Source organism: Streptomyces rishiriensis (genome assembly GCF_030815485.1).
GTDB lineage: Bacteria > Actinomycetota > Actinomycetes > Streptomycetales > Streptomycetaceae > Streptomyces > Streptomyces rishiriensis_A.
The window spans coordinates 1,368,006-1,393,297 of sequence record NZ_JAUSWV010000002.1 but is presented as its reverse complement, the minus strand read 5'-3'; the positions used below and the strand labels follow the sequence as shown (position 1 = coordinate 1,393,297).

The following is a 25,292-nucleotide window of genomic DNA, read 5'->3' as shown; positions in this document are numbered from 1 at the left end:
AGCCCGCTCGGGGCCGGGCACGGCGACGCTGCGCCATGCCCGGCCCCGCATCGCGTCTCAGAGCCGTGCCAGCTCGTCCACCAGGTCGTCCAGGCCCAGCGAGCCCTGCGAAAGGGCGGCCATGTGCCAGGCCTTGAGGTCGAAGGCGTCGCCATGGCGCTCGCGGGCCTTCTCCCGGCCCAGCAGCCAGGCCCGTTCGCCGAGCTTGTAGCCGATCGCCTGGCCGGGCATGGTCAGATAGCGGGTCAGCTCGCTCTTGACGAAGTCCGCGGGGCGGCTGCTGTGCCCGCCGAAGAACTCCTCGGCCAGCTCAGGGGTCCAGCGCTCGCCCGGATGGAAGGGCGAGTCCGCCGGGATCTCCAGTTCCAGATGCATGCCGATGTCGACGATCACCCGGACCGCCCGCATCATCTGCGCGTCCAGGTAGCCGAGCCGCTGCTCCGGGTCGGTGAGGAAGCCGAGCTCGTCCATCAGCCGTTCCGCGTACAGGGCCCAGCCCTCGCAGTTGGCGCTGACCATGCCGACGGAGGCCTGGTAACGGGAGAGGTTCCCGGCGATGTGCGCCCACTGCGCCAGCTGCAGGTGATGACCGGGAACGCCCTCGTGGTACCAGGTGGAGACGAGGTCGTAGACCGGGAAGCGGGTCTGCCCCATCGTCGGCAGCCAGGTGCGGCCCGGTCGCGAGAAGTCCTCCGTCGGAGGCGTGTAGTACGGGGCGGCCGCGCCGCCGGGCGGGGCGATCCTCGACTCCACCTTCCGTACCCGCTCGGCGAGTTCGAAGTGCGTGCCGTCGAGCTTTTCGATCGCCTGGTCCATCAGCCCTTGGAGCCAGTCGCGGACCTCGTCGACGCCCTCGATGTGCCGGCCGTGCTCGTCGAGATGGGCCAGCGCCACCCAGGGGGTCTCCGCGCCCGGCAGGACCTTCTCGGCCTCCTTCTCCATCTCGGCGAGCAGCCGGTGATACTCGGCCCAGCCGTACGCGTACGCCTCGTCGAGGTCGAGGTCGGTGCCGTTGAAGTAGCGCGACGCGCGGGCGTAGCGCTCCCGGCCGATGGTGTTCGGCGCGCCCTCGATCGTCGGCGCGTACACGTCGCGCATCCAGTCCCGCAGTTCCACGACGGCCGCGGTCGCCCCGCGGGCCGCTTCGTCCAGCTCCGCGCGCAGCGCGTCCGGCCCGGTGGAGACGAAGTCCTCGAACCAGCCGCGGCCCTCGCCGTCCGTGTCCGACCACTCGGTGAGCTGTCCGACGAACGTGACGGTCGGCCGCGGCGCCGCGTACAGCTTGCGCTCCAGACCCAGTGCCAGGGACTCCCGGTAGCCCGCGAGGGCCGCCGGGACACCGCGCAGCCGCTCGGCGATCGCCGCCCAGTCCGCGTCGGTCTCGGTGGGCGTCACCGTGAACACCTCGCGCACGTGATGCGGAGGCGTGGCCATGTTGCCGACGCTGCGCAGCCCCTCGTGGGTCTCGAGCACGCCGAGTTCCGCGGTCAGGCGCTCGCGCAGCAGGCGCGCGCACCGGCGCTCGATGTCACTCTCCGCGCCGGGCCGCCGCTCCGCCTCGTCGAGCCCGGCCAGGGTGTCCCGCGCGAGCTGCGCGAGCGCCTCCAGGCCGGCGGGCGAGTAGTCGGGCAGACGGCTCGAACTCTCCTGTACGCCGAGGTAGGTGCCGGTCACCGGGTCGAGGGCGATGAGGTCGTCGACGTAGGCGTCGGCCACCTCGCGGGGAAGCGGGCTGCTGGTCTGTGACATGGGCTCCATCCTCGTACGAGGCGGTGCGGCACGTCACGCCGTTTGTCCCGAAGTCGTCGGCGGCAGCAGCGGCCCGCACTCCCACTGCTGGAAGATCAGCCGCGTCTCGACCCGGGCCACCTCGCGCTGCGAGGTGAACTCGTCGAGCACCAGCCGCTGGAGATCCGCCATGTCCGCGACGGCGACATGGACGAGATAGTCGTCGGGCCCGGTGAGGTGGAAGACGGTGAGCGCCTCCGGCAGACCCCGGATCCGTTCCACGAAGGGCCCCACCAACTCCCGCCGGTGCGGCCTGACCTGTACCGACAGCAGTGCCTGGAGGCCACGCCCCAGTTTGGCCGGATCGAGCCGCAGCTGATGACCGAGGATCACGCCCGAGCGGCGCAACCGTGTCACCCGGTCCAGGCACGTCGACGGAGCGACCCCGACCTGCGCCGCGAGGTCGCGGTAGGTGGTCCGGGCGTCGTTCTGGAGCAGCCGCAGCAGCTGGAGATCGACCGGGTCCAGTACGACGGATTCAGCCATCGGCCGAACGTAGCACGGCGTTCGCACACGGAGACCCGTCCGATGTTCACTCTGCGGTCCATGGACTCAGCCTCAGCGAGCACGCACGCGTACGACGGCGTACGCCGACCCGCGTCGAGAGCGCCCCGTGCACTGGCCACCGAGGCCGTGCACGCCGGGCGGGACGACCTGGCCCGGCAGGGCCTGCACGCCCCGCCGATCGACCTGTCCACCACCTACCCCTCGTTCGACAGCCGCGCCGAGGCCGCGCGCATCGACGCGTTCGCCGCCACCGGCGCGGAGCCGGAGGGCCCGCCCGTCTACGGCCGGCTGGGCAACCCGACGGTCGCCCGCTTCGAGACGGCCCTCGCGCGGCTCGAGGGCGCCGAGAGCGCGGTCGCGTTCGCCAGCGGGATGGCGGCGCTGAGCGCGGTGCTGCTCGCGCGCGCCTCGACCGGGCTGCGGCACGTCGTCGCCGTACGCCCCCTTTACGGATGCAGCGACCACCTGCTGACCGCCGGGCTGCTGGGCTCGGAGGTCACCTGGACCGACCCGGCCGGCATCGCGGACGCGCTGCGCCCGGACACCGGTCTGGTCATGGTCGAGTCACCGGCCAACCCGACGCTCGCCGAGGTGGACCTGCGGGCCGTCGCCCACGCCTGCGGCTCGGTCCCGCTGCTCGCCGACAACACCTTCGCGACGCCCGTGCTGCAACGCCCCGCGGAGTCGGGCGCACGGCTCGTCCTGCACAGCGCCACCAAGTACCTGGGCGGACACGGGGACGTGCTGGGGGGCGTGGTGGCCTGCGACGAGGAGTTCGCCGGGCGGCTTCGGCAGATACGGTTCGCCACCGGCGGCGTCCTGCATCCGCTGGCCGGATATCTGCTGCTGCGGGGCCTGTCGACGCTGCCGGTGCGGGTGCGGGCGGCCTCCGCGACCGCCGCCGAACTGGCCCGGCGGCTGGCCGCCGACCCGCGGGTGGCCCGCGTCCACTATCCGCGGATCGGCGGCGCGATGATCGCCTTCGAGGTCCACGGCGACCCGCACGAGGTGATCGCGGGGGTCCGCCTGGTCACCCCGGCCGTCAGCCTGGGCAGTGTCGACACCCTCATCCAGCACCCGGCGTCGATCAGCCATCGCATCGTGGACGCGCAGGAGCGCCGGGGCGCGGGCGTGAGCGACCGGCTGCTGCGGCTCTCGGTCGGCCTGGAGGACGTCGAGGACCTGTGGGAGGACCTGAGCGGTGCGCTCGGCGCCGACGCCGCCCTGACCTCGTCGGACCGCGGAGCCGTCACCGTGTGACCGCCGACGGCGCAAGCGCATGCGGACGGCCCGGCGGTGCCGCACCGCCGGGCCGTCCGCTCCGCTCGTGTTCCCGTCGCCACGGGGCGTGGCTCGTGCGTCGTACGACGCGTGCCTCAGTCGCGTGAGACGCGCTCGTCGTAGCGCCCGGAGCCGGCCCGGGCCCGGGCCGCGGCACCCTCCAGGCGCGCGGTGATCACCAAAGTGCCCTCCTCGATCTGGTAGTCGAGGGGCAGATCGAGGCCGCGCATGGCGGCGACCATGCCGGTGTTGGAGGCCTGCGTCACGGCGTAGACGCTCTCGCAGCCCGCCTCGACGGCCATCGCCACCAGCCGGCCGAGCAGTTCGGCCCCGATGCCGCGCCGCTGCCACTCGTCCTCGACCAGCAGGGCGACCTCCGTCTCGTCGCCGTCCCACAGCAGGTGGCCGAGGCCGACGACGCGCCCCGACGGCGTCTGCACGGCGAGGGTGCGGCCGAAGCGGGGGCTGAGCAGGTGCCTGAGGTAGCGGTCGGCGTCGCCGACGGGCCCGTGGTAGCGCATCCCGAGCGTGCGCGAGGAGCACCGTTCGTGCATCGCCTTGGCCGCCGCCAGGTCGCCGGGGTCGGCCCGGCGCACGGTGATGGCGTTGCCCTCGGGCAGCGTCAGCACGTCCTGGCCGCGCGGCACCCGCGGGCCGAGCCGGGCGTCCAGCTCCACCAGCGCACGCGCGCGTGCGAACTCGGTCGGGGTGAACGGCAGGTACGGCCGCTCCACGGTGATCACTCCGCCTTCCGGCGCCCGCAGACGCATCACGGTGTCCTCCAGCGCGCCCTCCACCGGCACGCCCGCCGGCCCACGGCCGCTGCCGCCCGGCGCGGCGGGCAGCGAACGGATCGTGCAGCGGCCCAGCAACTGGCGCAGCGCCAAGGGTAGTTCAGCCGCGTCGAGGGCGGTGCGGGTGGCCAGGCCGAGGACCCGGGTCGGCGCGTCCACCAGGTCGTGGGCATCGGCCCGCTCGATCCAGGTGCCGCTGCCGCCGGCCAGCGCCACGGCCCGGGTGATCTCGGCCGCCGCCAGGGCGCCCGGGGCACGCAGCAGGAACTCGTCCACGGTGTCCTCGCCCAGCGGGTGCGTCTGCAGGCTCAGGATGTCCACCCGGTGGGAGGCGAGCGCCGCGCAGAGCACGGCCAGTGACCCCGGGGCGTCCTTCACCGTCGTCCGCATCCGCCACAGGGCGTTCTCCTCCGCGACCCCGGAGGGAAGTTCGGACGGCCCGGCCTGCGGCTCGTGGGAGCGCGGCCGGGCGTCGGTATCGCTCGTGGGCGGCGCGTGACCGTGGCGCCGTGCCCACCAGGTGTGGAAGCCGGCCGTGGCGACGAGCAGGGCCGCCGAGACGGCCAGCAGCGCCGGACCGTCGGGTCCGTGTCCCACCAAATTCGCCACCCCGTCGGCCGCGGCCACCGCGGTGAACAGCGCGGCGAGTTCCACCACGTCCCGTCGCCAGTGATGTACCGGGCGTCCGCGTTTCGCACGCGTCATGTCGAACGAGTCTCGAGTCATGCAGCCACTGTGGAGGAATGGTGTTGCGTGATCACGAACGGTTTGTGACTGATGGGTAAAGGTTACCAATGCCCGTTTTGTTAATCCTTCTACCTTCACGCCCTGAACGAGGCGCCGCGTACGGCCGCGCACCGGGGGATGACGCCGGTGCGCGGCACGTGTCCGAGGGTACGGGACGGCGGACTACTGGCCGACCCGTCCCGGCTGGAGCACCTTGGTGAACAGGACGGTGCCGTCCTGCTCGCGCAGACGCACCGTCAGCTCCCCGCTGCCGCCGTCGATGTCGACCTCGCCGAAGAACTGGTAGCCGCCGGCGGGCGACACGTTCGACGCGGTCGGCGCCTTCACGAACACCCGCTCCGGACCGAAGGTGCCGTCGAGCGCGGCGGCCGGGAAGGCACCGGCGTTGAGCGGACCGGAGACGAACTCCCAGAACGGCTCGAAGTCGGTGAACGCGGCCCGCGACGGCTGGTAGTGCTGCGCCGACGTGTGGTGGACGTCTGCCGTCAGCCACACCGTGCCGGTGATCCGCCGGTGCTTGACGTACCGCAGCAGCTCGGCGATCTGGAGCTCACGGCCCAGCGGGGCGCCCGGGTCGCCCTGCGCCACGGCCTCGATGTTCGCCCTGCCCTCGGTGGCGTCCGGCACGACCAGCCCGAGCGGCATGTCGGCGGCGATGACCTTCCACACCGCCCGCGACCGGGAGAGCTCCCGCTTCAGCCACTCCAGCTGTTCGGCGCCGAGGATGCCCTGCGGGTCCACGCGCTGGTCGCCGGGCGAGTTGGCGTTGCGGTACGTCCGCATGTCGAGCACGAACACGTCCAGCAGCGGACCGTGGCGCACGACGCGGTGGACCCGGCCCTCCTCGGCGCCCGGACGCAGGGTCGAGATCGGGAAGTACTCGCCGAACGCCCGCCGGGCGCGCCCCGCGAGCACGTCGACGCTCTTCTCCGTGTAGCGGGCGTCGGAGTCGGCGATCACCTCGCCCGGGTACCAGTTGTTGCGGACCTCGTGGTCGTCCCACTGGACGACGGACGGCACCTGCGCGTTGAAGCGGCGCAGGTTCTCGTCGAGCAGGTTGTAGCGGAAGTTGCCGCGGAACTCGGCGAGAGACTCGGCGACCTTGGACTTCTCCTCGGTGGTGACGTTCCGCCAGAGGGTGCCGTCGGGCAGTGCCTGGGTCGCCGTGATCGGGCCGTCGGCGTAGATGTTGTCGCCGCTGCACAGGAAGAAGTCGGGATCGAGCTTCGCCATCGCGTCGTAGATGCGGTAACCGCCCAGCTCGGGGTTGATGCCCCAGCCCTGGCCCGCGAGGTCCCCGGACCACAGGAAGCGCACCCCGCGCCGACGCCCCGCGGACACGGTGCGGAAGGTGCCGGTCACCGGCTCACCCGTGCGCCGCGGGTCGTCCGGGTCGGCGAGCAGCACCCGGTAGTGGATCTGCTCGCCGGCCGGCAGCCCGTGCAGCCGGGTCGTGCCGGTGAAGTCCGTGCCGGCGCCGAGCAGCGGACCGTGCAGGCGGCGCGCGCCCCGGAACGACTCGGTGGCCGCGGTCTCCACGATCATCCGCGCCGGACGGTCCGAACGCACCCACACCAGCCCGGAGTCGGAGGTCACGTCCCCGCTCTGCACGCCCCAGCCGGCCTTGGGCCGCCCGGACAGCGCGAGAGCGGGCGCCGCGCCGAGGGCGGCGGGCAGGGTCAGGGCCGCGGAAGCGGCGAGCGAGCCGCGCAGGACGCTGCGGCGCCCGGGGAACGGACTGGGTGACATGGAGGGGCCTCCAGGGGCGAGAACCGGCCGGTGTGCACAGCCACAACTACGGGGGCGCCGCAGCGCCCACGGAAACCACAGGTGAACAACTGGCCGCGCCGCCGCAGGATCCGCCGCGCGCGGACCACGTCACCCGCTCGCGACGGCCTCCGCCATCAGACGTACGCCGTCCCGGATGCGCGCGGGCGACATCTGCGCGTAGCCGAGGACGAGACGTATGTGCGCCCCCCGCACGTCACGCGCGTGTGCGTACTCCGTCAGCTCCCGCACCTCGACACCCGCCGCGGCCGTCCGCGCGAGGAACCGATCCCGGGGCCCGTACCGCACGGGGAACCCGACGATGACATGCAGGCCCGCCGCGATCCCGGAGACCCGCGCCCCGGGGAAGTGCTCCCCGAGCGCGCTCACCAGGGCGTCCCGGCGCTCCCGGTAGGCGCGCTGGCAGCGGCGCAGCTGACGGTCGTAGTCGCCGCGCTCCACGAACCGGGCGAACAGTGCCTGATCGAGGGTGGGATGGCCGAGGTCCGTCGTCCGCTTGCGCTCGACGACCTCCTCGGCCAGCGCCTCGGGAACGAGCAGCCAGCCGAGCCGCAGTCCCGGCGCCAGCGACTTGCTGACCGACCCGGTGTAGGCCACGCGCTCGGGGTCCAGGCCCTGGAGTGCGCCCACGGGAGCGCGGTCGTAACGGAAGTCGCCGTCGTAGTCGTCCTCGACCACGAAGCCGTCCACCGACCTCGCCCAGTCGAGCAGTTCGGCCCGCCGCCGCGCGGAGTACGCGATGCCGGTGGGGAACTGGTGCGCGGGCGTCGTCACCACCGTCCGCACCCCGGACGATGCGAGCGGCTCCATGGCCAGCCCCTCCGCGTCGAGCGCCAGCGGCACGGTGCTGAGGCCCGCCGCCGCGTACAGGGCGCCGTGCCGGGGGCTCCCGGGGTCCTCGACGCCGACGGCGACCGTCCCGCGCGCGTGCAGTGCGAGCCCGAGCAGCGCCGTCGCCTGGGCCACCCCGGAGACGACGACGAGGCGCTCGGGGTCGGCGACCACGCCCCGGCGGCGGGCGAGGAGTTCGGCGAGCGCGGTCCGCAGCCGGGGCAGCCCGCGCGGATCGGGATAGCCGAGGTCGTGATGGGGCAACTCGGCGAGCACACCCCGCTGCGCGGCGGCCCAGGCGGCCCGCGGGAACAGCGACAGGTCCGGGGTGCCCGGCACGAAGTCGGCCCGTACGCCGGGAGGATGAGCGGCGAGGTCCCGCGCGCGTGGCCGGGCCGCCCGGACGGCGGCGCTCACCCACGTGCCCGCGCCGCGGCCGCTGCGCAGGTAGCCCTCCGCCGTCAACTGTTCGTACGCCTCCGTCACCAGCCCGCGCGAGACGCCGAGATCGGCGGCGAGGTCCCGGCTCGACGGCAGCCGGGTGCCCCGCGCGAGCCGTCCCGAGCGGACCGCCTCCCGCAGGGCGCTCTGGAGGGCACGGCCACGCGCGCGCGGCGGGGCCGAGGCGGCCGGCAGCAGCAGTTCCCAGGCCGCCGATCCGGGCTCCGGGCCGGGATTGGTCCCCGATGGCGTCATGGAAGTGGACCTTAACCGGGACCGCCACCGTTCCTAGCGTCACCCTCATGAACGCCACCACTCTGCGCGGGTCCCTGCTCGCCGCGCTCGCCTGTCTCCTCGTCGGAGGCTCTTTCACCGCCAACAGCGTCCTCGGCGCCTATCCGTACGCGGGTGGCCAGGCCCTGCGCTACGGCCTCGCCTGTCTGCTGCTCGTGCCCCTGGCGGGGGCCGGGGCAGGAGCCCGGCTGCGGGCGCTCACCCTCCGTCCGTGGCTGCGCCTGGCGGTGCTCGCGGCCGTCGGGATGGTCGGCTTCAACCTGGCGGTGCTGGCCGCCGAGCGCTCGGCGGAACCCGCCGTCCCCGGCGTCTTCGTGGGCTGCGCGCCCATCGTCGTGGCGGTCGTCGTCCCCCTGCTGGAGGGGCGGCGACCCCGCCGTCCGGTGCTGATCGGGGCGTCGCTGGTCGCCGTCGGCGCCTTCACCGTGCAGGGATGGGGCCGTTCGGACGGCGCGGGCATCGCCTACTCGGTCTGCGCGCTGGCCGGGGAGGTCGGTTTCGCGGTCCTGGCCGTGCCCGTCCTGCGGATTCTGGGTCCACGGCTGCTGTCCGCCACGGTGTGCGGGATCGCCGCGGCCGAGGCCGCCGCGACCGGGCTGCTGCTCGACGGCGGCGGGTGGCTGCGGCGGCCGGACGGCGCGGAGGCCGCCGCGCTGCTGTGGCAGGCCGCCGTCGTCACCGTGGTCGGCTTCGTGTGCTGGTACATGGGCATGCAGCGGATCGGCGCGGAACGCGCCACGCTTTTCTCCGGGCTGATCCCGGTGGCGGCCGCCTGCACCGCCCCCCTCGTCGGAACGGGCTCCTACGGCCCCGCCCAGGCCGTGGGAAGCGCGCTCGTCGGGGCCGGAGTCGCCCTGGGGGCCGGCGTGCTGCGGCGGACCGCGGGGGGCTCAGCGGCTGCCGTCGAGAATCACCCGCGCGACGAGCGCGGGGTCGTCGCTCATCGGGCAGTGGCCGCAGCCGGGCAGTCGCACCAGGCGTGCGGCGGGGATGATCCGCTTGGCCCGGACACCCTGGCGGCGTACGAGCAGCCAGTCGCGGGTGCCCCAGCCCAGCGTGACCGGGACACCGGGGAGGTCGTCGGTGAACCGGACGGTGGCGCCGGCCCGCAGGGTCTGGTCGAACCCGGTCGCCCGGGCCAGGGCCAGTGTCTCGGCGACCACGGCCTCGGGTGAACGACGGCTCGGGCGGGCGTAGATGGTGCTGGTGAGGGCCGTACGGCCGGCCGCCGTGCTCGCCATCCGCTCGACGAGCGGCAGCGGCATCCGGCGCGAGATGTGCCGCATGGTGAGGAGGACGCCGAAGGCGTAGCGCCGCTCGGCCCGCGACCAGAATCCGGCGGGCGACAGTGCGGTGACGGACCGTACGAGCTTCTCGCGTCCGAGTTCCAGGGCGAGCAGTCCGCCGAGGGAGTTGCCCGCGACGTGCGGCCGGTCGAGCTCCAGCGCCTCGCAGAAGGCGGCGAACACGGCGGCCGTCGTGGGCAGGTCGTAGGCCAGTCCGTCGGGCAGCGGCGGGGACGCGCCGAAGCCGGGCAGGTCCACGGCGATGACCTCGCGCTCGGTGGCCAGGATGTCGACCACCGGGTCCCACGCCTGCCGGTGGTGTCCGATGCCGTGCAGCAGGAGCAGCGGCTCGCCCCGTCCCACGCGCGCGTAGGAGACGGTGACGGGCAGCGGGCCACTGGGGGAGGGGACCGTGAAGGAGACGGTGGCGGTCATGGGGAGCTCCTCGACTGGACTGGCCGTGGACCGGCCGGCGGACGCCGTAGACAGCTTGTCAGCAATAGCTACCGACGGGTAGCCCCTGAGGGAAGCCGGGCGAACCGTGCGCGCCCCGGGGTCGTTTGTTGACCGGACCTTGCCGGAGTGTCACGAAAGCGCCCCTGTACGAACGCCCAGTGAACGCTTTCCTGTCGGACGCCTGTCGGCCTCGAGAGGGATCGAGGATTGGTCTTGACCAAGGGTGGGGGCCGCCCTATGGTCGCAGAGAAGTACAACAACCTTTAATAAACAAGGGCGCGAAAAAACGCCGCCGGACCACGGCGATTGCGGAGGACAGGGTGGGGACCACGCAGCTGGAATCGGTACCGGAACCGAAGTACTGGCATCTCAAGACCGTGCTCAGCGAGGCACTCGACTCGGAATTCACGGTCGGCGAGATCCTGCCCAACGAGCGTGACCTGGCGGCCCGTTTCGGCGTCGCCCGCGCCACGCTCCGCCAGGCACTGGAGCAGCTCGAACTGGAGGGCCGCCTCCAGCGCCGCCGTGGCGTCGGCACCACCGTCGCGCCGCCGCGGATGGGCGTCGCCGTCGGCAGCGAGCAGCAGGTCTGGCCGGGCACGGGCGACGACGCCTGGCAGACGTCCGGCTGCACGCTCGCGGCCCCGCCCGCGGTCGTCGCCACCGCATTGGAGACCGCGCGCGACCAGGCCGTGCACATCGTGCGCCGCTCGCGGGTCTCGCACGGCCAGCCGGTCGCCGCCGAACTGCTCTACGTCCCCGTGACCTCGGTGCCCGACCTCACCGCGATCGACACCCCCTCCGAGGCCGCACGCGCGCGTGCGGTGCTGCGCGAGCTCCAGCGCCTGGAACTGGAGGGCCAGGACCGCGCGGTGGAGCTGGGCTCGGCCCGCGCGGACGACGCCCGGGAACTCGACCGGCTCCCCGGCGCCCCGGTCCTCGTCGTCACCACCCGCTTCTTCGCCGGGGGACGCACCGCGGCGCTCTCCGTCGCGACCTACCGCGCGGACACCTGCCGGCTGACGTTCGGCGCGTCCGGCGGCGTGGAGATACACCACGGACCGGAGCGCCAGGCCTCCTGAACACCCCTTCCGACCCGGGCATGCCGGTGCAGGTTCCCTGAACAGCCTGCACCCGGCCACCGGGCGGACACCGTCACCGCGCCCCGGAACTCCGCCGGGGCGCGGTGCGTTTCACCGCTGACGGCCGGTCACCGCCGCGCCGTGACCGTGCCCTCGACCGCGAACAGCTGCTCCTCGACATGGTCGAGGGCGAGCCGCAGCGCCCCCGTCGCCACCGCCGCCTCACCGAGGAGCGACAGGACCACCCTCGGCGGGCGCAGACAGTAGCGCGCCAACTCGTTCCGCAGAGGCTCCAGCACACCGTCCAGACCGGCCGCCCAGCCGCCCACCACGACCAGCTCCGGATCGAGCGCCAGGACCAGCGCGGCCACGTCGTGGACGAGCCGCTGGATGAAGCGGTCCACCGCCGCCCGGGCCTGCTTGTCGCCCTCGCGGGCCTGCGCGAACACCTCGGCGACCGCCTGCTCGTCGAGCGGATGCAGCGGCTCGTCCGTCATGGACAGCAGCGTCTCCGGCGTCACCTCCCGGCCCAGCAGATGCAGCGCCCCGATCTCCCCGGCCGCCCCGCCGTACCCCCGGTGCAGCCGGCCGCCGATCAGGGAACCGGCGCCCGGGCTCAACCCGGCCAGCACGAAGACGATGTCGTCGGACTCGGTGGCCGCCCCCTTCCAGTGTTCGGCCACGGCCGCCGCGTTGGCGTCGTTCTCCACCAGCACCGGGCACTTGAAGGAACGGCTCAGCCGCTCGCCCAGCCGTAGTCCGGTCCACTCGGGCAGCGCGGTGCCCAGCCGCACGGTCCCGTCCGCCTCCACGATCCCGGGCGTGCCGACCCCCACGGCCCGCAGCGAGCTGCGCGGCACGCCCGCCCGTCGCAACAGCTCGGCGACGGCCGTACGCAGCCGCTCCAGGCGTTCGTCGGCCGGGGCCGCCTCGTCGACGTCCTTGGCCTGCGCGCCCAGGATCCGGCCGTCCAGGTCGGCCAGCAGCGCGGCCACCCGGTGCGAGCCGATCTCCAGCCCCAGCAGGTGTCCGGCCTCCGCCCGGAACCGGAACCGCCGCGCGGGCCGCCCCTGCCGCCGGGCGACACTCTCGTCGGCCGCCTTCTCGACGACGAGCCCCGCCCCCATGAGGTCCTCGACGACCCCCTCGACCGTCGGCCGGGACAGGCCCGTCACGCGGGTGATCTCCGTGAGCGTCGCGCAGTCCGCGGCACGCAGCGCGTGCAGCACCACCGCGGAATTGATCCTTCGCAACAGCGAGGGATCCCCGCCGGTCAGCTGCCCCAACGTCCGTCCTTCCAGCTCGTGCGCGTGTTTGGGCGGATCGTACTCGGCGGGACGGACCCCGGCGAGTAAGGAATCCGTACCGATACCTGCGGAGCGCGCTCGCCTCGGTGCGACGCCCCCCGACCTTCACACCGTGATCACCGCCGCGTCCCGCTCCGCGCCCGGGCTCCGCCGGCTCGGCGCAGGGCGCGCCGACGGGATTCCCGAGCGGTGGGCGGGCTGACGGTCCGCCAATTGTCAGTGGCGGCGGGTTTACTGGAACCCATGGACATCGACGGGTACCTCGCGGCCGGTGACCCCATGACGGCCTTGGCGACCAGTCACGGCCTGGCGGTCGCGGACGCGGCGGTGCGTCTCGCGGAGGTGGAGCGGTTCCACGAGGAGAAGGAGCACCTGGCCGGGAAACTGACGGTGAGATGGGGGGATCCGTACCACGTCGGGCTGGAGACGGTCCGGCTGCGGACCGCGGCCGAGGAGATACCCGAGCCCTGGGCCGAGCTCAGCCTCCTGGTGGGCGACGTGTACCTCTGGCGGGCGCCGGAGCACGGCCGCTGGGTGGCCCTGGGGGTGGCGGACCTCGACCCGTACGACGAGATCCGCCTCCTCCTGGTCGTCACCGACACCGACCCGCCCTGAGGCCTCGCTGCGAAGCCCCGCCCCGCCCTGAAGTCCCGCCCCGGCGTCCTGTCCCGCAGCCGACCCGCCCTGATGCCTCGCCGCGAAGTCCTGCCCCGCGGCCCGGGCCATGAGCCGTCAGTCCTCCGCCGCCACCCTCAGCCGGGCGAACTCCTCCGCCATCGTCGCCGCCGTCCAATGCGCGTTCAATCCGCTGGGATTGGGCAGCACCCACACGCGGGTGTCCCCGATGAGCCGCTCCTGCGGGCCCACCGCCGCCTTGCGGTCGTCGAAGGCCGCCCGGTACGCGGTCACGCCCACCACCGCCAGCCAGCGGGGCTTCAGCCGGGTCACCTTCTCCGCCAGCAGCCGCCCGCCCTCCTGGTACTCCCGCGCCGTGAGCTCGTCGGCCCGCGCGGTCGCCCTCGCCACCACGTTCGTGATGCCGAGCCCGTAGGACAGCAGCTCCTCCTGCTCGGCCGGTTTCAGCAGCCTCGGGGTGAAGCCGGACAGGTGCAGCACCGGCCAGAAGCGGTTGCCCGGACGGGCGAAGTGGTGGCCGGTCGCCGCCGTCATCAGGCCGGGATTGATGCCGCAGAACAGCACGCGCAGGCCGCCCGCGACGACGTCCGGCACGAGACGGTCGCGGGCGGCCTCGAGCTCCGCCTGGGTGAAGCGCGTCAGAGGATCGCTCCGGGGGTGTAGCCGGCGGCCTCGGGGCGCTGCTTCACGATCTCCTCGATCCGGCCGACGACCGTGCTCACCTGGGCCGAAGCGGCGCCCGTGAAGGACAGCTTGTCGGCCATCAACTCGTCCAGCCGGGCACGGTCGAGCGGGAGCCGCTCGTCGGCGGCCAGCTTGTCCAGCAGCTCGTTGCGCTCGGCCCCGCGCTCACGCATGGCGAGTGCCGAGGCGACGGCGTTCTCCTTGATCGCCTCGTGCGCGACCTCACGGCCGACGCCCGCGCGCACCGCGCCCATCAGCACCTTGGTGGTGGCGAGGAACGGCAGGTAGCGGTCCAGCTCCCGGGCGACGACCGCCGGGAAGGCGCCGAACTCGTCGAGCACCGTCAGGAACGTCTCCAGAAGGCCGTCGAGCGCGAAGAAGGCGTCCGGCAGAGCGACCCGGCGCACCACCGAGCACGACACGTCGCCCTCGTTCCACTGGTCGCCCGCCAGCTCGCCGGTCATCGACGCGTAGCCCCGCAGGATGACCATCAGGCCGTTGACGCGCTCGCAGGAACGGGTGTTCATCTTGTGCGGCATCGCCGAGGAGCCGACCTGGCCGGGCTTGAACCCCTCGGTCACCAGCTCGTGCCCGGCCATCAGCCGGATCGTCTTCGCCAGCGAGGAGGGGGCGGCCGCGAGCTGCACCAGCGCGGTGACGACCTCGTAGTCCAGCGACCGCGGGTAGACCTGGCCGACGGACGTGAACGCCTGCGAGAAGCCCAGGTGACCGGCGATCCGGTCCTCCAGCTCGCTGAGCTTGGCGGCGTCGCCCCCGAGCAGGTCGAGCATGTCCTGGGCGGTGCCGACCGGGCCCTTGATGCCGCGCAGCGGGTAACGCTCGAGCAGCTCCTCGACCCGGCCGTACGCGACGAGCAGCTCGTCGGCGGCGGTCGCGAACCGCTTGCCGAGGGTCGTGGCCTGCGCGGCCACGTTGTGGGAGCGCCCGGCCATGACGAGCTCGCCGTACTCGCCGGCCAGCTTGCCGAGGCGCGCCAGCACGGCCACCGTGCGGTCGCGGACGAGCTCCAGCGAGAGCCGGATCTGGAGCTGCTCGACGTTCTCCGTCAGGTCGCGGGACGTCATGCCCTTGTGGACCTGCTCATGGCCGGCGAGGTCGTTGAACTCCTCGATCCGGGCCTTCACGTCGTGCCGGGTGACCTTCTCGCGCTCGGCGATGGAGGCCAGGTCGACGGTGTCGAGGACACGCTCGTAGTCGGTGATCGCCGCGTCCGGCACCTCGATGCCGAGGTCCTTCTGAGCCCGCAGTACGGCGAGCCAGAGCTGACGCTCCAGCTTCACCTTCTGCTCGGGCGACCAGAGCGTGGCGAGCTCGGCGGAGGCGTAGCGTCCGGCGAGGACGTTCGGGATACGGGGCTTGGCGGGAGCGGAAGTCACGTAGCGGAATTCTACTGGCGCATCGTGCAGGCCGGCGCCACGGCCCCGTTCGGCGGATCCTACGAGTCCTGCGTCACCCGGCCTGCCCTTCCCCCGCCGCGGCGCGGCCCGTCCCGGCTCCGGCCGGGCACCCGGGCGCGCGGCCCACGGCGAGCGCCTAGGCCTGACCCTCGTACGGCAGCAGGTCGGGCCGCTTCGGCGGCAGGCCGTCCCCGGAGGACCGGCCGGTCAGGCGGCGGCCTATCCAGGGGAGCAGGTACTGCCGGGCGAAGCGCGCGTCCGCGACGCGGCGGGCGGCCCAGCCCGGCGGCAGGGTCGCCGGCATCGGCAGGTGCCACTCGGCGTCCTCGGGGTCGTGCCCGAGGCTCTGCCAGACCGCCTCCGCGACCCGGCGGTGGCCCTCCGCCGTCAGGTGCAGCCGGTCGACGTCCCACAGGCGCGGATCGCCGAGGGACGGCGCGCCGTACAGGTCGACGACGAGCGCGCCGTGCCGCTGCCCCAGCTCCTCGACATGCACGAACAGCTCCTCCATGCGCGGCCTGAACCGCTCGAGGACCGGTCCCTGACGGCCGGGGCTGCGCATCAGCACCAGCTCCTTGCAGGCGGGGGCCAGGCGCTCCACGGCCTCGGTCAGCAGGCCTTTCACACGGCCCATGTCGCACTTGGGGCGCAGGGTGTCGTTCAGGCCGCCGACCAGGGTGATCACGTCGGCGCCCATCGCGGTGGCCACCGGCACCTGCTCCTCGACGATCTGTCCGATCAGCTTGCCGCGTACCGCCAGGTTGGCGTACCGGAAGCCGGGGGTGCGGGCGGCCATCCGCGCGGCGAGGAGGTCCGCCCAGCCCCGGTAGGAGCCGTCGGGCAGCAGGTCCGACATGCCCTCGGTGAAGGAGTCGCCGATCGCGACCAGGCTGGTGTGTGTGGGATTCGTCTGCATGGCGACATCGATGGTAGCCCCAGTCTCATACCCAACGGTCGGTCGCCGACCCCGCGGCCGGTCGCCGATGGTCCACCCGCGGTCGGTGGCCAACGGCGGTCACCCGCGGTCGGTCACCCGGCTCCCTCCGCGCTCCTCACGCCCGCTGTCCGAACAGCTCCTGCAACACGTCCTCCATGGTCACCAGACCCGACAGCCGCCCGTCGGAGCCGAGCACGGCCGCCAGATGCGTACGGCTGCCCCGCATCGCGGTCAGGACGTCGTCCAGCGGGGTCGCCTCCCGCACCCGCGCGATGGGCCGCATGTCGCCCAGCCGGAACGCCGTGTCCCACGGCGAGGCGTCCAGCGCGTCCTTCACATGCAGGTAGCCGACGATCCGCCGCCCCTCGTCCACCACGGGGAACCGGGAGAACCCGGATTCCGCCGCCAGTCGCTCCAGCTCCTCCGGAGTGACGCCCACGCGCGCGTAGACGACGCGTTCCAGCGGCAGGACGACATCCCGCACCGGGCGACGGCCCAGCTCCAGAGCGTCGTGCAGCCGCTCCAGCGCGCGTTCGTCGATGAGACCGGCCTCGCCCGCGTCCTTGACGATCTGGGCCAGCTGGGCGTCGGAGAAGGCCGCGGCGACCTCGTCCTTGGTCTCGATCCGCAGCAGCTTCAGCAGACCGTTGGCGAAGGCGTTGATCGCGAAGATCACCGGGCGCAGCGCCCGGGCCAGCGTGACCAGCGGCGGTCCCAGCAGGAGCGCGGTGCGCACCGGCTCGGCGAGCGCGATGTTCTTCGGCACCATCTCGCCGAGCAGCATGTGCAGATAGGTCGCCACCGCCAGCGCGATCACGAAGGACACCGCGTGTCCCGCGCCCTCCGGCACACCCACCGCGTGGAACACCGGTTCCAGCAGGTGCGCGATGGCCGGTTCGGCGACCACCCCGAGGATCAGCGTGCACAGCGTGATGCCGAGCTGCGCGGCCGCCATCAGCGCGGACACGTGCTGGAGGCCCCACAGCACGCTCTTGGCGCGCCGGTCGCCCTGGGCGCCCTGTGCGCCGCCTTCGAGGTGCTGCTCGATCTGGGAGCGGCGTACGGAGATCAGCGCGAACTCGGCGCCGACGAAGAACGCGTTGACGACGAGGGTCGCCAGGGCGATCAGCAACTGGACGGCGGTCACTTCCCGGCCTCCTGTTCGAAATCGTCGGACGGGGCGAGCGGCGCGTGCAACAGCACGCGCGCGGCCCGCCTGCCCGAGGCGTCCACCACGTCCATCCGCCAGCCCGCGACCTCCACCGTGTCACCGACGGCCGGTATCCGGCCCAGCTCGGTGGCGAGCAGACCGGCGAGCGTCTCGTACGGTCCCTCGGGGGTGTGCAGGCCCACGCGCGCGAGCTGGTCGGTGCGGGCGGCGCCGTCGGCCGAGTAGAGCGTGCGGCCCTCGTCGTCCTTGCCCGCGGTGCTCAGATCGGACGTCTCGTGCGGGTCGTGCTCGTCGCGGACCTCGCCGACGACCTCCTCGACGATGTCCTCCAGCGTCGCCACGCCCGCCGTCCCGCCGTACTCGTCGATGACCACGGCCATCGTCCGCTTGCCGGACAGCCGGTCCAGCAGCCGGTCCACGGTCAGTGACTCGGGCACCAGGAGCGGCTCGCGCATGATCTCCGCGACGGGCACGCGCGGGCGGCGCGCCGCCGGGATCGCCAGCACGTCCTTGATGTGCGCGGTGCCGACCACCGAGTCGAGGTTGCCGCGGTACACCGGGAACCGGGACAGGCCCGTCGCCCGGGTCGCGTTGGCCACGTCCTCGCAGGTCGCCGCCGCGTCGAGGGCGATGACCTGGACCCGCGGGGTCATCACGTTCTCCGCGGTCAGATCGGCCAGGTTCAGCGTGCGCACGAACAGCTCCGCGGTGTCCGCCTCCAGGGCGCCCTCCTTGGCGGAGTGCCGGGCCAGGGCGGCGAGTTCCTGGGGGCCGCGCGCGGCGGCCAGTTCCTCGGTGGGCTCCACGCCGAAGCGGCGCACGATGCGGTTCGCGGTGTTGTTGAGATGGGTGATGAAGGGCCGGAAGGCGGCGCTGAACCAGCGCTGTGCGTTGCCCACACGCTTGGCGACCGCCAGCGGGGAGGAGATCGCCCAGTTCTTGGGCACGAGTTCGCCGACGACCATCAGGAACACGGTCGACAGGGCCGTACCCAGCACCAGCGCGACGGAACTCGACGTGGTGCTCGACAGGCCCATCGACTCGAGCGGCCCGGCGATCAGCTTGGCGATCGACGGCTCGGAGAGCATGCCGACCACCAGATTGGTCACGGTGATGCCGAGCTGGGCGCCGGAGAGCTGGAACGTGAGATTCCGTACGGCCTTGAGCGCTCCGGGCGCGCCGCGCTCGCCGCGCTCCACCGCCCGTTCCAGTTCGCTGCGCTCGACCGTGGTCAGCGAGAACTCGGCGGCGACGAAGGCGCCGCACGCGAGCGACAACAGGATCGCCACCAGGAGGAGCAGGACTTCGGTCATCGGGTCACCTCCGTCCCATGATCGGGCAGGGCGGAGAAGGTCGCGCGATGTCGCGTGGGGGTACTGGGAGGCTCGCCCATGGGCGGACGCTCACACCTTTCATGAAGTCATCAGGGGACCGCGCGGGTCGTCCGCACAGTCCCTCAATGGTAAAGGATCGGCAAAGGTGCCATTGCGGGCTCCGGTCAGTCGCTGAGCGGCTTCACCCAGCGTCGCCACTTCTCCTCGGGCGCGTACCCCGCCGCGCGCCAGGCATGATGCGCCGTTTCGTTGCGGGTGAGCACCATCGCGTCCCCGCGGCGCCCGCCCAGCCGTACGAACCGCTCCTCCGCGGCGGCCAGCAGCGCCGATCCGATGCCCTGGCGGCGGTGCCGGGGGTGCACTGCCAGCCGGTACAGATGGCAGCGCCATCCGTCGAACCCGGCGATCACCGTCCCGGCCAGCTCACCGCCCCGCTCGGCCAGGATCAGGGCCTCCGGATCACGCGCGACCAGTCGCTCCACCCCGCTCCGGTCGTCGCTGATGCTCGTGCCCTCGGCGGAGGTCCTCCAGAAGGCCAGCACGGAGTCCAGGTCCTCGGCCGTCGCGGCCCGTATCAGCAGATCAGACATGCGGTGATCACATCACGGGCCGGTGGCGGGCTCCCGGAATTCCACGATCCGGACGCATGGTCCGGACAGTGGGCGCCGGGCCCCGCCCCCGGGCTCCGCAAGACGGCCGGCCGGGCACCCGCCGGTCCGGCCGGCGCCTCACTCGTGCGCGATCGCCGCCAGCACGTTCATCCGGGACGCGCGCAGCGCGGGCAGCAGCGCCGCCACGACACCGACGACCGCGGAGCCCACCACCACCGCGACGATCGTGCCCCACGGGACCGCGAAGGCCTTCATGCCCTGCAACTCCAGCACCTGCTGAATGCACACGCCCCACACCAGCCCGAGCGCCAGCCCCAGCACCGCGCCGAACACCGCGATCACGACCGACTCCAGCCTGATCATCCGGCGCAACTGCCGCCGGCCCAGCCCGATCGCCCGCAGCAGCCCGATCTCCCGGGTCCGCTCCACCACGGACAGCGCCAGGGTGTTGACCACACCGAGCACCGCGATGACGATCGCGAGCCCGAGCAGCGCGTACACGAGGTACAGCAGCACGGCGATCTGGTCGTGCACGAGCTTCTTGTAGTCGGCCTGGTCACGCGCCTGTACCTGCGGATAAGCGTCGAGCGTCCGCTCCAGCCGGGGACGCAGCCGGTCGCCGCTCGTGCCGCCGGCCGCGTTCACGTACAGCGCCGAGTCCTGCCCGCCGGGCACGTACTTCTCGACGGTGGCGATCCCGAGGAACAGCCCGCCCTGCATACCGAACCCGTCGCCGGTGTCCTGGTCGGTGAGCGCGCCGACCTTCAGCGAGGTGGTCCGGTCGCCGGGGAACTCCACCCGCAGCACGCTGCCCAGCCGTACTCCGTGGTGCCCGGCGAAGTCGACGTCCATGCCGATGGCGCCGTCGGCCAGCGCGGCCGCCGTGTCGCCCTGCGCGTACGTGACATGCGCGACGTCGTCGACCCGGTCGTCGTAGCCGGAGGCGGTCGTCTCGACGCGTTCGCCGTCGGGCAGCCGTACCGCGACCGGCGCGAACCGCTGCCGTACGACGAGGCCGACGCCGTCGGTGCCGCGCACCGCGTCCGTGACCTCTTCGGAGAACGGTGTGAAGTTGGCGTTCTGGACGACGAAGTCGGCGCCCAGCGTCTTGTCGATCTGCTGGTCGAAGGACTTGGACATCGAGGCGCTCGCCACCGACATCCCGCCCACCAGCGCGAGGCCCACCATCAACGCGGCCGCCGTGGCGCCCGTGCGGCGCGGATTGCGCAGCGCGTTGCGCTGGCTCATCCGGCCGACCGAGCCGAACAGCGCGGGAAAGGCACCGCCGAGCACCCGGATCACCGGGCGGACGAGCAGCGGCCCGGCGATGACGGTGGCGATGAGGGTGAGTACCACGCCCAGGCCCAGCAGGGACGCCGCGGACGACGTCGTCGAGGAACTCACACAGCCGGCGAGCGCCGCCACACCCAGCGCGCCGACGACCGCGCCCACCACCGCGCGCACCTTGAGCGGCCGCCCCACTCCGGCGATGTCCGCGTCCGCGAGGGCCGCCATCGGCGACACGGTCGCGGCGCGCCTGGCCGGGAGGTAGGCCGCCACGAAGGTGACGCCGACGCCGACGACGTAGGCCGACACCGGGGTCGCCCAGCCGACGACCATCTCGGTGGTCTTGAGGTTCATGCCGAAGGCGCTCATGAGCTTGATCAGTCCCGCCGCCAGGCCGATGCCGGCCGCGAGGCCCAGGGTGGAGCCCACGAGTCCGAGCAGGACCGCCTCGGTGAGCACCGAGCGGCGCACCTGACGGCGATCGGCGCCCAGGGCGCGCAGCAGGCCCAGCTCGCGCGTGCGCTGGGCGATGAGCATCGAGAAGGTGTTGACGATCAGGAAGACACCGACCAGGACGGCGATCCCGGCGAAGCCGAGCATCACGTACTTGATCACGTCGAGGAACCCGCCGAGCGCCTCCGCCGACGACTTCGCCTGCTCCTCGGCGGTCTTCACGTCGTACGGACCGGCGCCGACCGCGGCGTCGACGCGCTGTGCGAGCGCCGCGTCGCTCACGCCCCGCGCCGCGTCGACGGAGATGCTCGTGGCCTTGTCCGCCGAGCCCAGCAGCGCGGTGCCGGCGGTCGCGGGGTCGAGGTAGACCAGGGCCGCGCCCGGATTGGTCGTGGTGAAGGTGGCGATGCCGACGATCTTCACCTTGAACGAGCCCGGCTGGGCCATCACGGTGAGGGTGTCGCCGATGTCCACGTGCTTCTTGTCGGCGGTGTCGGCGTCGAGCATGGCCTCGTCCGCGCCCCGCGGGGCGTGGCCGGAGGTCAGCTGCACCGGGCTGCGGTCGGTCACGTACCAGTCGGTGGCGACGGTGGGCGCGCCCGTGGTCGGTCCGACGGACTCGTTCTCACTGTCCACGACCGTGATGTTCTCCACGCTCACGTCCGCGTGGGTCGACGCGACCCCCTGAACGCGGGCCACCTTCTCGGCGAGGGAGGCGGGCACGGTCTGCACGGCGCCGGTCGGCACGGACGCGTCGAGGTCGTCGGCGGGCCGGACCGTCACATCCGCCGACGTGGACGCGAAGAGCCGGTCGAAGGTGCGCGTCACCGTGTCGGAGAAGATCAGGCTCCCCGCGACGAACGCCACCGACAGGACGACGGCGAGCGCGGACAGCAGCAGCCGCCCCTTGTGCGCGAGGAAACTCCTGAGGGTGGCCTTCAGCACCGGATCACTTCTCCTTGACGTCGGTGCCGTCGGCGTCGGTGCCGAGGGTGCCGGTGGTCGGGGCGTCCGTACTGTCGCCGCGCGGGCCGCTCCCGCCGTCGGACTGGGCGCGGATCACGTCGAAACGCTTCATGCGCTCCAGCACCGCGTCGGCCGTCGGCCGCTCCATCTCGTCCACGATCCGCCCGTCCGCGAGAAAGAGCACCAGGTCGGAGTGGGCGGCCGCGCCGGGGTCATGGGTGACCATGACGACGGTCTGCCCCAGCTGGTCGACGGCCTCCCGCAGGAACGCGAGGACCTCGAGCCCGGCGCGCGAGTCCAGGTTGCCGGTCGGCTCGTCGGCGAAGATCAGCTCGGGGCGGGAGGCGAGTGCCCGGGCACAGGCCACGCGCTGTTGCTGGCCGCCGGACAGCTGCGAGGGCCGGTGCTTCAGCCGGTCCCGCAGGCCGAGCGTGTCGATCACCTGGTCCAGCCACTTCTGGTCGGGCTTCTGGCCCGCGATGTCCATGGGCAGGGTGATGTTCTCGACCGCGTTGAGCGTCGGGATCAGGTTGAACGACTGGAACATGAACCCGATCCGGTCCCGGCGCAGCCGGGTCAGCTCCCGGTCCTTCAGCCCCGTGATCTCGGTGTCGCCGAGCCACACCTGACCGGCCGACACCGTGTCGAGGCCCGCCAGGCAGTGCATCAGGGTCGACTTCCCGGAGCCGGACGGCCCCATGACGGCGGTGAAGCGGCCGCGCGCGATGTCCACGTCCACCGAGTCCAGGGCGAGCACCGCGGTCTCACCCGAGCCGTACGCCTTGGTCAGACCGCGGGCGCGGGCCGCGATCCCGCCGGCCGGGGCCAGGCCGGGGGCGTGCTCCGCAGCAGGTATGGACAAGGCTGCCTCCTCGCTCGTACGGACGGATCGCTCGCAGGGGATGCGTGCGCCCGGCCGAGCGTAGTGTGATCCGGCGCACACCCGGTATCCTTTTTCGCTTCCCGGCCGCCCTTGCCGTTGCTAGCGACCCGGCGCTAGCGTCGAGGTATGGCGAAGACCCAGCTGAACGTACGCGTCGACGAGGGCACGGCCCGGGCCGCCCGGGAGCGCGCCACGGCCCGTGGCATGAGCGTCAACCGCTACATCGAGGAGCTGGTCAGACAGGACGCCGGCGAGGTCGGCCACACGTTCGTCGAGGCCGCGAGCGACTTCATGAAGCGGTACGAGGCCGTCTTCGCGGAGGAGTTCGGCGCCGACCGCGAGGGCGGCACGCGCGAAGGTCGCCGCTGATCCCTTGAGCGACCTCCGTATCGATCTCGCCTGGCTCCTCATGCTCGCTGAACAGAAGACCCCCGGTGACCCCCAGGTCACCGACTGGGGGGCACTGGTGGCCGCCGTGGCGCGCCACCAGGCCGAGATATTCGACGTCCCCGTCTACGACGACGCGCCGACCCGCGCCGCCGCGCTGCTCCAACTGCTCATCCACGTCCCCGCCCTGGAGCGCTCCAACGCCCTGTTCGCCTGCGCCGTCGCGTACGCCTACCTCGTCGCCAGCGGTCTGAAGGTCGCCACCTCGCCCGAACAGGTCCGCGACCTGGCCCGGCTGGTCAAGACCGGGGAGGCGTCGGTGTCCGACATCGCGCGCGAACTGCGCCGGTGGAGCCTATGACGGGCGGCGGGCCCTGCCGAGAACGCAGTACGAGGAGGGGAGTCTCGGGCCCTTCTCCGGCACGGACAGCCGGCGGTACGGGCCCGGCTCGAACCCTGCCTCCCGCAGGGCGTCGAGGGTGTCCCGGGTGAGGTGGCAGCCACCGGCCAGGGTCGGCCACACCGTCCGGTCCAGCGCGCGCTGAGTGAACCGCATCGCCGGACCGCCGCCCGGCCCGTGCTCGAAGAACCTCAGCTCGCCGCCGGGCCGCAGCACCCGCCGCAGCTCCCCGAGTGCGCGGGGGACGTCCCGCACACTGCACAGCACCAGCGAGACCACCGCCCCGTCGAAGGCCTCGCTCTTCACCGGGAGGGCCTCCGCCACGGCCGGCACGACGTCCACCGGCACCTCGGCGTTGCGGGCCGCCTCCAGCGCCAGTGTGCGCAGATGACGCTCCGGCTCGATCGCGACGACCTCCGAGACGGCGGCCGGGTAGTGCGCGAAGTTCAGACCGTTCCCCGCGCCGATCTCGACGACCCGGCCGGAGAGCCCCGTGAGCAGCTCGGCGCGTAGGGCGGCCAGACCGGCGCGGGTCTCCGCGGCCGTGCCCAGCCGGGCGTAACAGCGGGCGAACAGCGGATGGTGGACGGCGCCGCCGGGCAGCTCGGCGGAACGGGTGGGGCGTAGGGGCATGGCGACCTCCCGGGCAGGACGGGCCTACCGGGATTCTCCCCCGGACAGGCCCGCCGCACCCCTGCTGTCGCCGCCGCGCCGCTCACCGGACGGACGGCTCGGACGGCGAACGGCTCACCGGACGAAGTCGCGCACCTGCTCGTACACGCCGTGGTCGTTGTTCATGTCGTTGTGCGAGATGCACCCGACGCCGACGTTGGCGGCCCCGCTCAGCAGCGCCGAGGAGTCCGGGTCGACGGCCGCGTCGCAGTTCGACCAGTACGTCGCGTAGTTCACGGCGCCCGGGGTCTCGTCACCGGAGTTGAGGGCGGTGACGAACGAACTGCCGGTGACCATCTCGGCGCAGGACGTGTAGAGCCAGCTGCACCACGAGGCCACCGACGTCCCGTGGTTGGTGCCCGCGACGGAGACGAAGTCGTCCACGTACGCGGTGCCGCCGAGGTTCTTGAGGTAGTAGCGGGAGCTGAGCGCGCCCATGGAGTGGATGACGACGTCGACCTTGGAGGCGCCGGTCCTCGCCAGCACGTTCTTGATCTCGGTGGCCAGCTGGGAGGCGGTGGTGGCGTTCGACTGGGACCAGCTGTAGGTCCAGGCGTCGAGCTCGGCGGCCGTGTAGCCGTCGGCCTTGAAGTCGGCGACCCAGTCGTCCCAGCTGCTTGCGGAACTGCTGATGCCGTGCACGAAGACGATCGGATCGCGGGTCGCGGCGTGGGCTGTGGGGGCGGAGAACGAGAGTGACAGAAGGAGCGAAGAGACCACGGCCGAGAGAGCCGCGGCGATGCGACGCTTGTGGCGCTGCATGATGCCTCCTGAAACGTGTGGGGTTGCCAGGAGTGTCCGGCGGGTCTACGCGCGCCGCATCGGTGAAGTCGCCAGTCTTTACGGCTCAA

Annotated in this window: 22 protein-coding genes and 1 pseudogene; 6 read left to right on the top strand and 17 right to left on the bottom strand. The window is 72.8% G+C overall.

Features of this window, described 5'->3' with window-relative positions:
* Window positions 1-57: 57 nt before the first annotated feature.
* Both QF030_RS08555 and QF030_RS08550 read right to left on the bottom strand, forming a co-directional pair.
* Window positions 58-1,749, bottom strand: coding sequence for a DUF885 domain-containing protein (locus tag QF030_RS08555; protein WP_307162055.1), 1,692 nt, complete (start codon window positions 1,747-1,749; stop codon window positions 58-60).
* A gap of 33 nt (window positions 1,750-1,782) precedes the next feature.
* Window positions 1,783-2,274, bottom strand: a complete 492-nt coding sequence (locus tag QF030_RS08550) for an Lrp/AsnC family transcriptional regulator (protein WP_054240412.1) — start codon at window positions 2,272-2,274, stop codon at window positions 1,783-1,785.
* Between the two features lie 60 nt (window positions 2,275-2,334).
* Between QF030_RS08550 and QF030_RS08545 the strand changes: the two genes are divergently transcribed.
* On the top strand, window positions 2,335-3,555 hold the full coding sequence (locus QF030_RS08545; protein ID WP_307162054.1) for a trans-sulfuration enzyme family protein: 1,221 nt from the start codon (window positions 2,335-2,337) through the stop codon (window positions 3,553-3,555).
* A 116-nt stretch (window positions 3,556-3,671) separates the two neighbouring features.
* On the opposite strand, the gene QF030_RS08540 is transcribed toward QF030_RS08545, so the two are convergent.
* The 3 genes from QF030_RS08540 to pdxR form a co-directional block, all read right to left on the bottom strand.
* Window positions 3,672-5,096 carry a GNAT family N-acetyltransferase gene (locus QF030_RS08540; protein ID WP_307162053.1) on the bottom strand — a complete coding sequence of 475 codons (1,425 nt, stop codon included), beginning with the start codon at window positions 5,094-5,096 and terminating at the stop codon, window positions 3,672-3,674.
* A gap of 183 nt (window positions 5,097-5,279) precedes the next feature.
* Complete coding sequence (locus QF030_RS08535) at window positions 5,280-6,866, bottom strand: alkaline phosphatase D family protein (RefSeq protein WP_307162052.1); 1,587 nt, start codon at window positions 6,864-6,866, stop codon at window positions 5,280-5,282.
* Between the two features lie 129 nt (window positions 6,867-6,995).
* A complete protein-coding gene (gene pdxR, locus QF030_RS08530; RefSeq protein ID WP_307162051.1) occupies window positions 6,996-8,432 on the bottom strand; it encodes a MocR-like pyridoxine biosynthesis transcription factor PdxR in 1,437 nt (478 codons plus the stop codon).
* On the opposite strand from pdxR, the pseudogene QF030_RS08525 reads away from it, so the two are divergent.
* Window positions 8,423-9,268, top strand: a pseudogene (locus QF030_RS08525) (DMT family transporter); the annotation flags it as partial. The gene pdxR and the pseudogene QF030_RS08525 overlap by 10 nt on opposite strands.
* A gap of 93 nt (window positions 9,269-9,361) precedes the next feature.
* Here QF030_RS08525 and QF030_RS08520 read toward each other — a convergent pair.
* Window positions 9,362-10,192, bottom strand: a complete 831-nt coding sequence (locus tag QF030_RS08520; RefSeq protein ID WP_307162050.1) for an alpha/beta fold hydrolase — start codon at window positions 10,190-10,192, stop codon at window positions 9,362-9,364.
* Window positions 10,193-10,533: 341 nt separating this feature from the next.
* Between QF030_RS08520 and QF030_RS08515 the strand changes: the two genes are divergently transcribed.
* Window positions 10,534-11,295, top strand: coding sequence for a GntR family transcriptional regulator (locus QF030_RS08515; RefSeq protein ID WP_307162049.1), 762 nt, complete (start codon window positions 10,534-10,536; stop codon window positions 11,293-11,295).
* A gap of 128 nt (window positions 11,296-11,423) precedes the next feature.
* Here QF030_RS08515 and QF030_RS08510 read toward each other — a convergent pair whose 3' ends face one another.
* Window positions 11,424-12,581, bottom strand: a complete 1,158-nt coding sequence (locus QF030_RS08510; RefSeq protein WP_307162048.1) for an ROK family transcriptional regulator — start codon at window positions 12,579-12,581, stop codon at window positions 11,424-11,426.
* 264 nt (window positions 12,582-12,845) lie between these two features.
* On the opposite strand from QF030_RS08510, the gene QF030_RS08505 reads away from it, so the two are divergent.
* Window positions 12,846-13,217, top strand: coding sequence for a hypothetical protein (locus QF030_RS08505; RefSeq protein ID WP_307162047.1), 372 nt, complete (start codon window positions 12,846-12,848; stop codon window positions 13,215-13,217).
* 117 nt (window positions 13,218-13,334) lie between these two features.
* On the opposite strand, the gene mug is transcribed toward QF030_RS08505, so the two are convergent.
* From mug to QF030_RS08465, 8 genes are all read right to left on the bottom strand, one after another.
* Window positions 13,335-13,832 (bottom strand): G/U mismatch-specific DNA glycosylase, encoded by a 498-nt coding sequence (mug, locus tag QF030_RS08500; RefSeq protein ID WP_307162046.1) that lies wholly within the window; start codon window positions 13,830-13,832, stop codon window positions 13,335-13,337.
* A gap of 44 nt (window positions 13,833-13,876) precedes the next feature.
* Complete coding sequence (purB, locus tag QF030_RS08495) at window positions 13,877-15,319, bottom strand: adenylosuccinate lyase (protein WP_307162045.1); 1,443 nt, start codon at window positions 15,317-15,319, stop codon at window positions 13,877-13,879.
* A gap of 157 nt (window positions 15,320-15,476) precedes the next feature.
* Entirely contained in the window at window positions 15,477-16,256 is a 780-nt protein-coding gene (locus tag QF030_RS08490; RefSeq protein ID WP_307162044.1) for an SGNH/GDSL hydrolase family protein, read from the bottom strand.
* A gap of 136 nt (window positions 16,257-16,392) precedes the next feature.
* The gene (locus QF030_RS08485; protein WP_307162043.1) at window positions 16,393-17,424 is read right to left on the bottom strand and encodes a hemolysin family protein; all 1,032 of its coding nucleotides are present in this window, start codon (window positions 17,422-17,424) and stop codon (window positions 16,393-16,395) included.
* Window positions 17,421-18,761 (bottom strand): hemolysin family protein, encoded by a 1,341-nt coding sequence (locus QF030_RS08480; RefSeq protein WP_307162042.1) that lies wholly within the window; start codon window positions 18,759-18,761, stop codon window positions 17,421-17,423. Before QF030_RS08480 ends, QF030_RS08485 begins: the two co-directional genes overlap by 4 nt.
* A gap of 185 nt (window positions 18,762-18,946) precedes the next feature.
* Entirely contained in the window at window positions 18,947-19,372 is a 426-nt protein-coding gene (locus QF030_RS08475; RefSeq protein WP_307162041.1) for a GNAT family N-acetyltransferase, read from the bottom strand.
* 138 nt (window positions 19,373-19,510) lie between these two features.
* Window positions 19,511-22,078, bottom strand: a complete 2,568-nt coding sequence (locus tag QF030_RS08470; protein WP_307162040.1) for an ABC transporter permease — start codon at window positions 22,076-22,078, stop codon at window positions 19,511-19,513.
* A gap of 4 nt (window positions 22,079-22,082) precedes the next feature.
* The gene (locus QF030_RS08465; RefSeq protein WP_307162039.1) at window positions 22,083-22,961 is read right to left on the bottom strand and encodes an ABC transporter ATP-binding protein; all 879 of its coding nucleotides are present in this window, start codon (window positions 22,959-22,961) and stop codon (window positions 22,083-22,085) included.
* A 147-nt stretch (window positions 22,962-23,108) separates the two neighbouring features.
* Between QF030_RS08465 and QF030_RS08460 the strand changes: the two genes are divergently transcribed.
* Both QF030_RS08460 and QF030_RS08455 read left to right on the top strand, forming a co-directional pair.
* Entirely contained in the window at window positions 23,109-23,351 is a 243-nt protein-coding gene (locus QF030_RS08460) for a toxin-antitoxin system HicB family antitoxin (protein ID WP_307162038.1), read from the top strand.
* 4 nt (window positions 23,352-23,355) lie between these two features.
* Window positions 23,356-23,730: a fic family toxin-antitoxin system, toxin component gene (locus tag QF030_RS08455; RefSeq protein WP_307162037.1), complete on the top strand. Its 375-nt coding sequence runs from the start codon at window positions 23,356-23,358 to the stop codon at window positions 23,728-23,730.
* Here QF030_RS08455 and QF030_RS08450 read toward each other — a convergent pair.
* Together QF030_RS08450 and QF030_RS08445 are read right to left on the bottom strand one after the other, a co-directional pair.
* A complete protein-coding gene (locus tag QF030_RS08450) occupies window positions 23,725-24,402 on the bottom strand; it encodes a class I SAM-dependent methyltransferase (RefSeq protein ID WP_307162036.1) in 678 nt (225 codons plus the stop codon). The genes QF030_RS08455 and QF030_RS08450 overlap by 6 nt on opposite strands.
* A gap of 114 nt (window positions 24,403-24,516) precedes the next feature.
* Complete coding sequence (locus tag QF030_RS08445; RefSeq protein WP_307162035.1) at window positions 24,517-25,203, bottom strand: esterase/lipase family protein; 687 nt, start codon at window positions 25,201-25,203, stop codon at window positions 24,517-24,519.
* Between the last annotated feature and the right edge of the window lie 89 nt (window positions 25,204-25,292).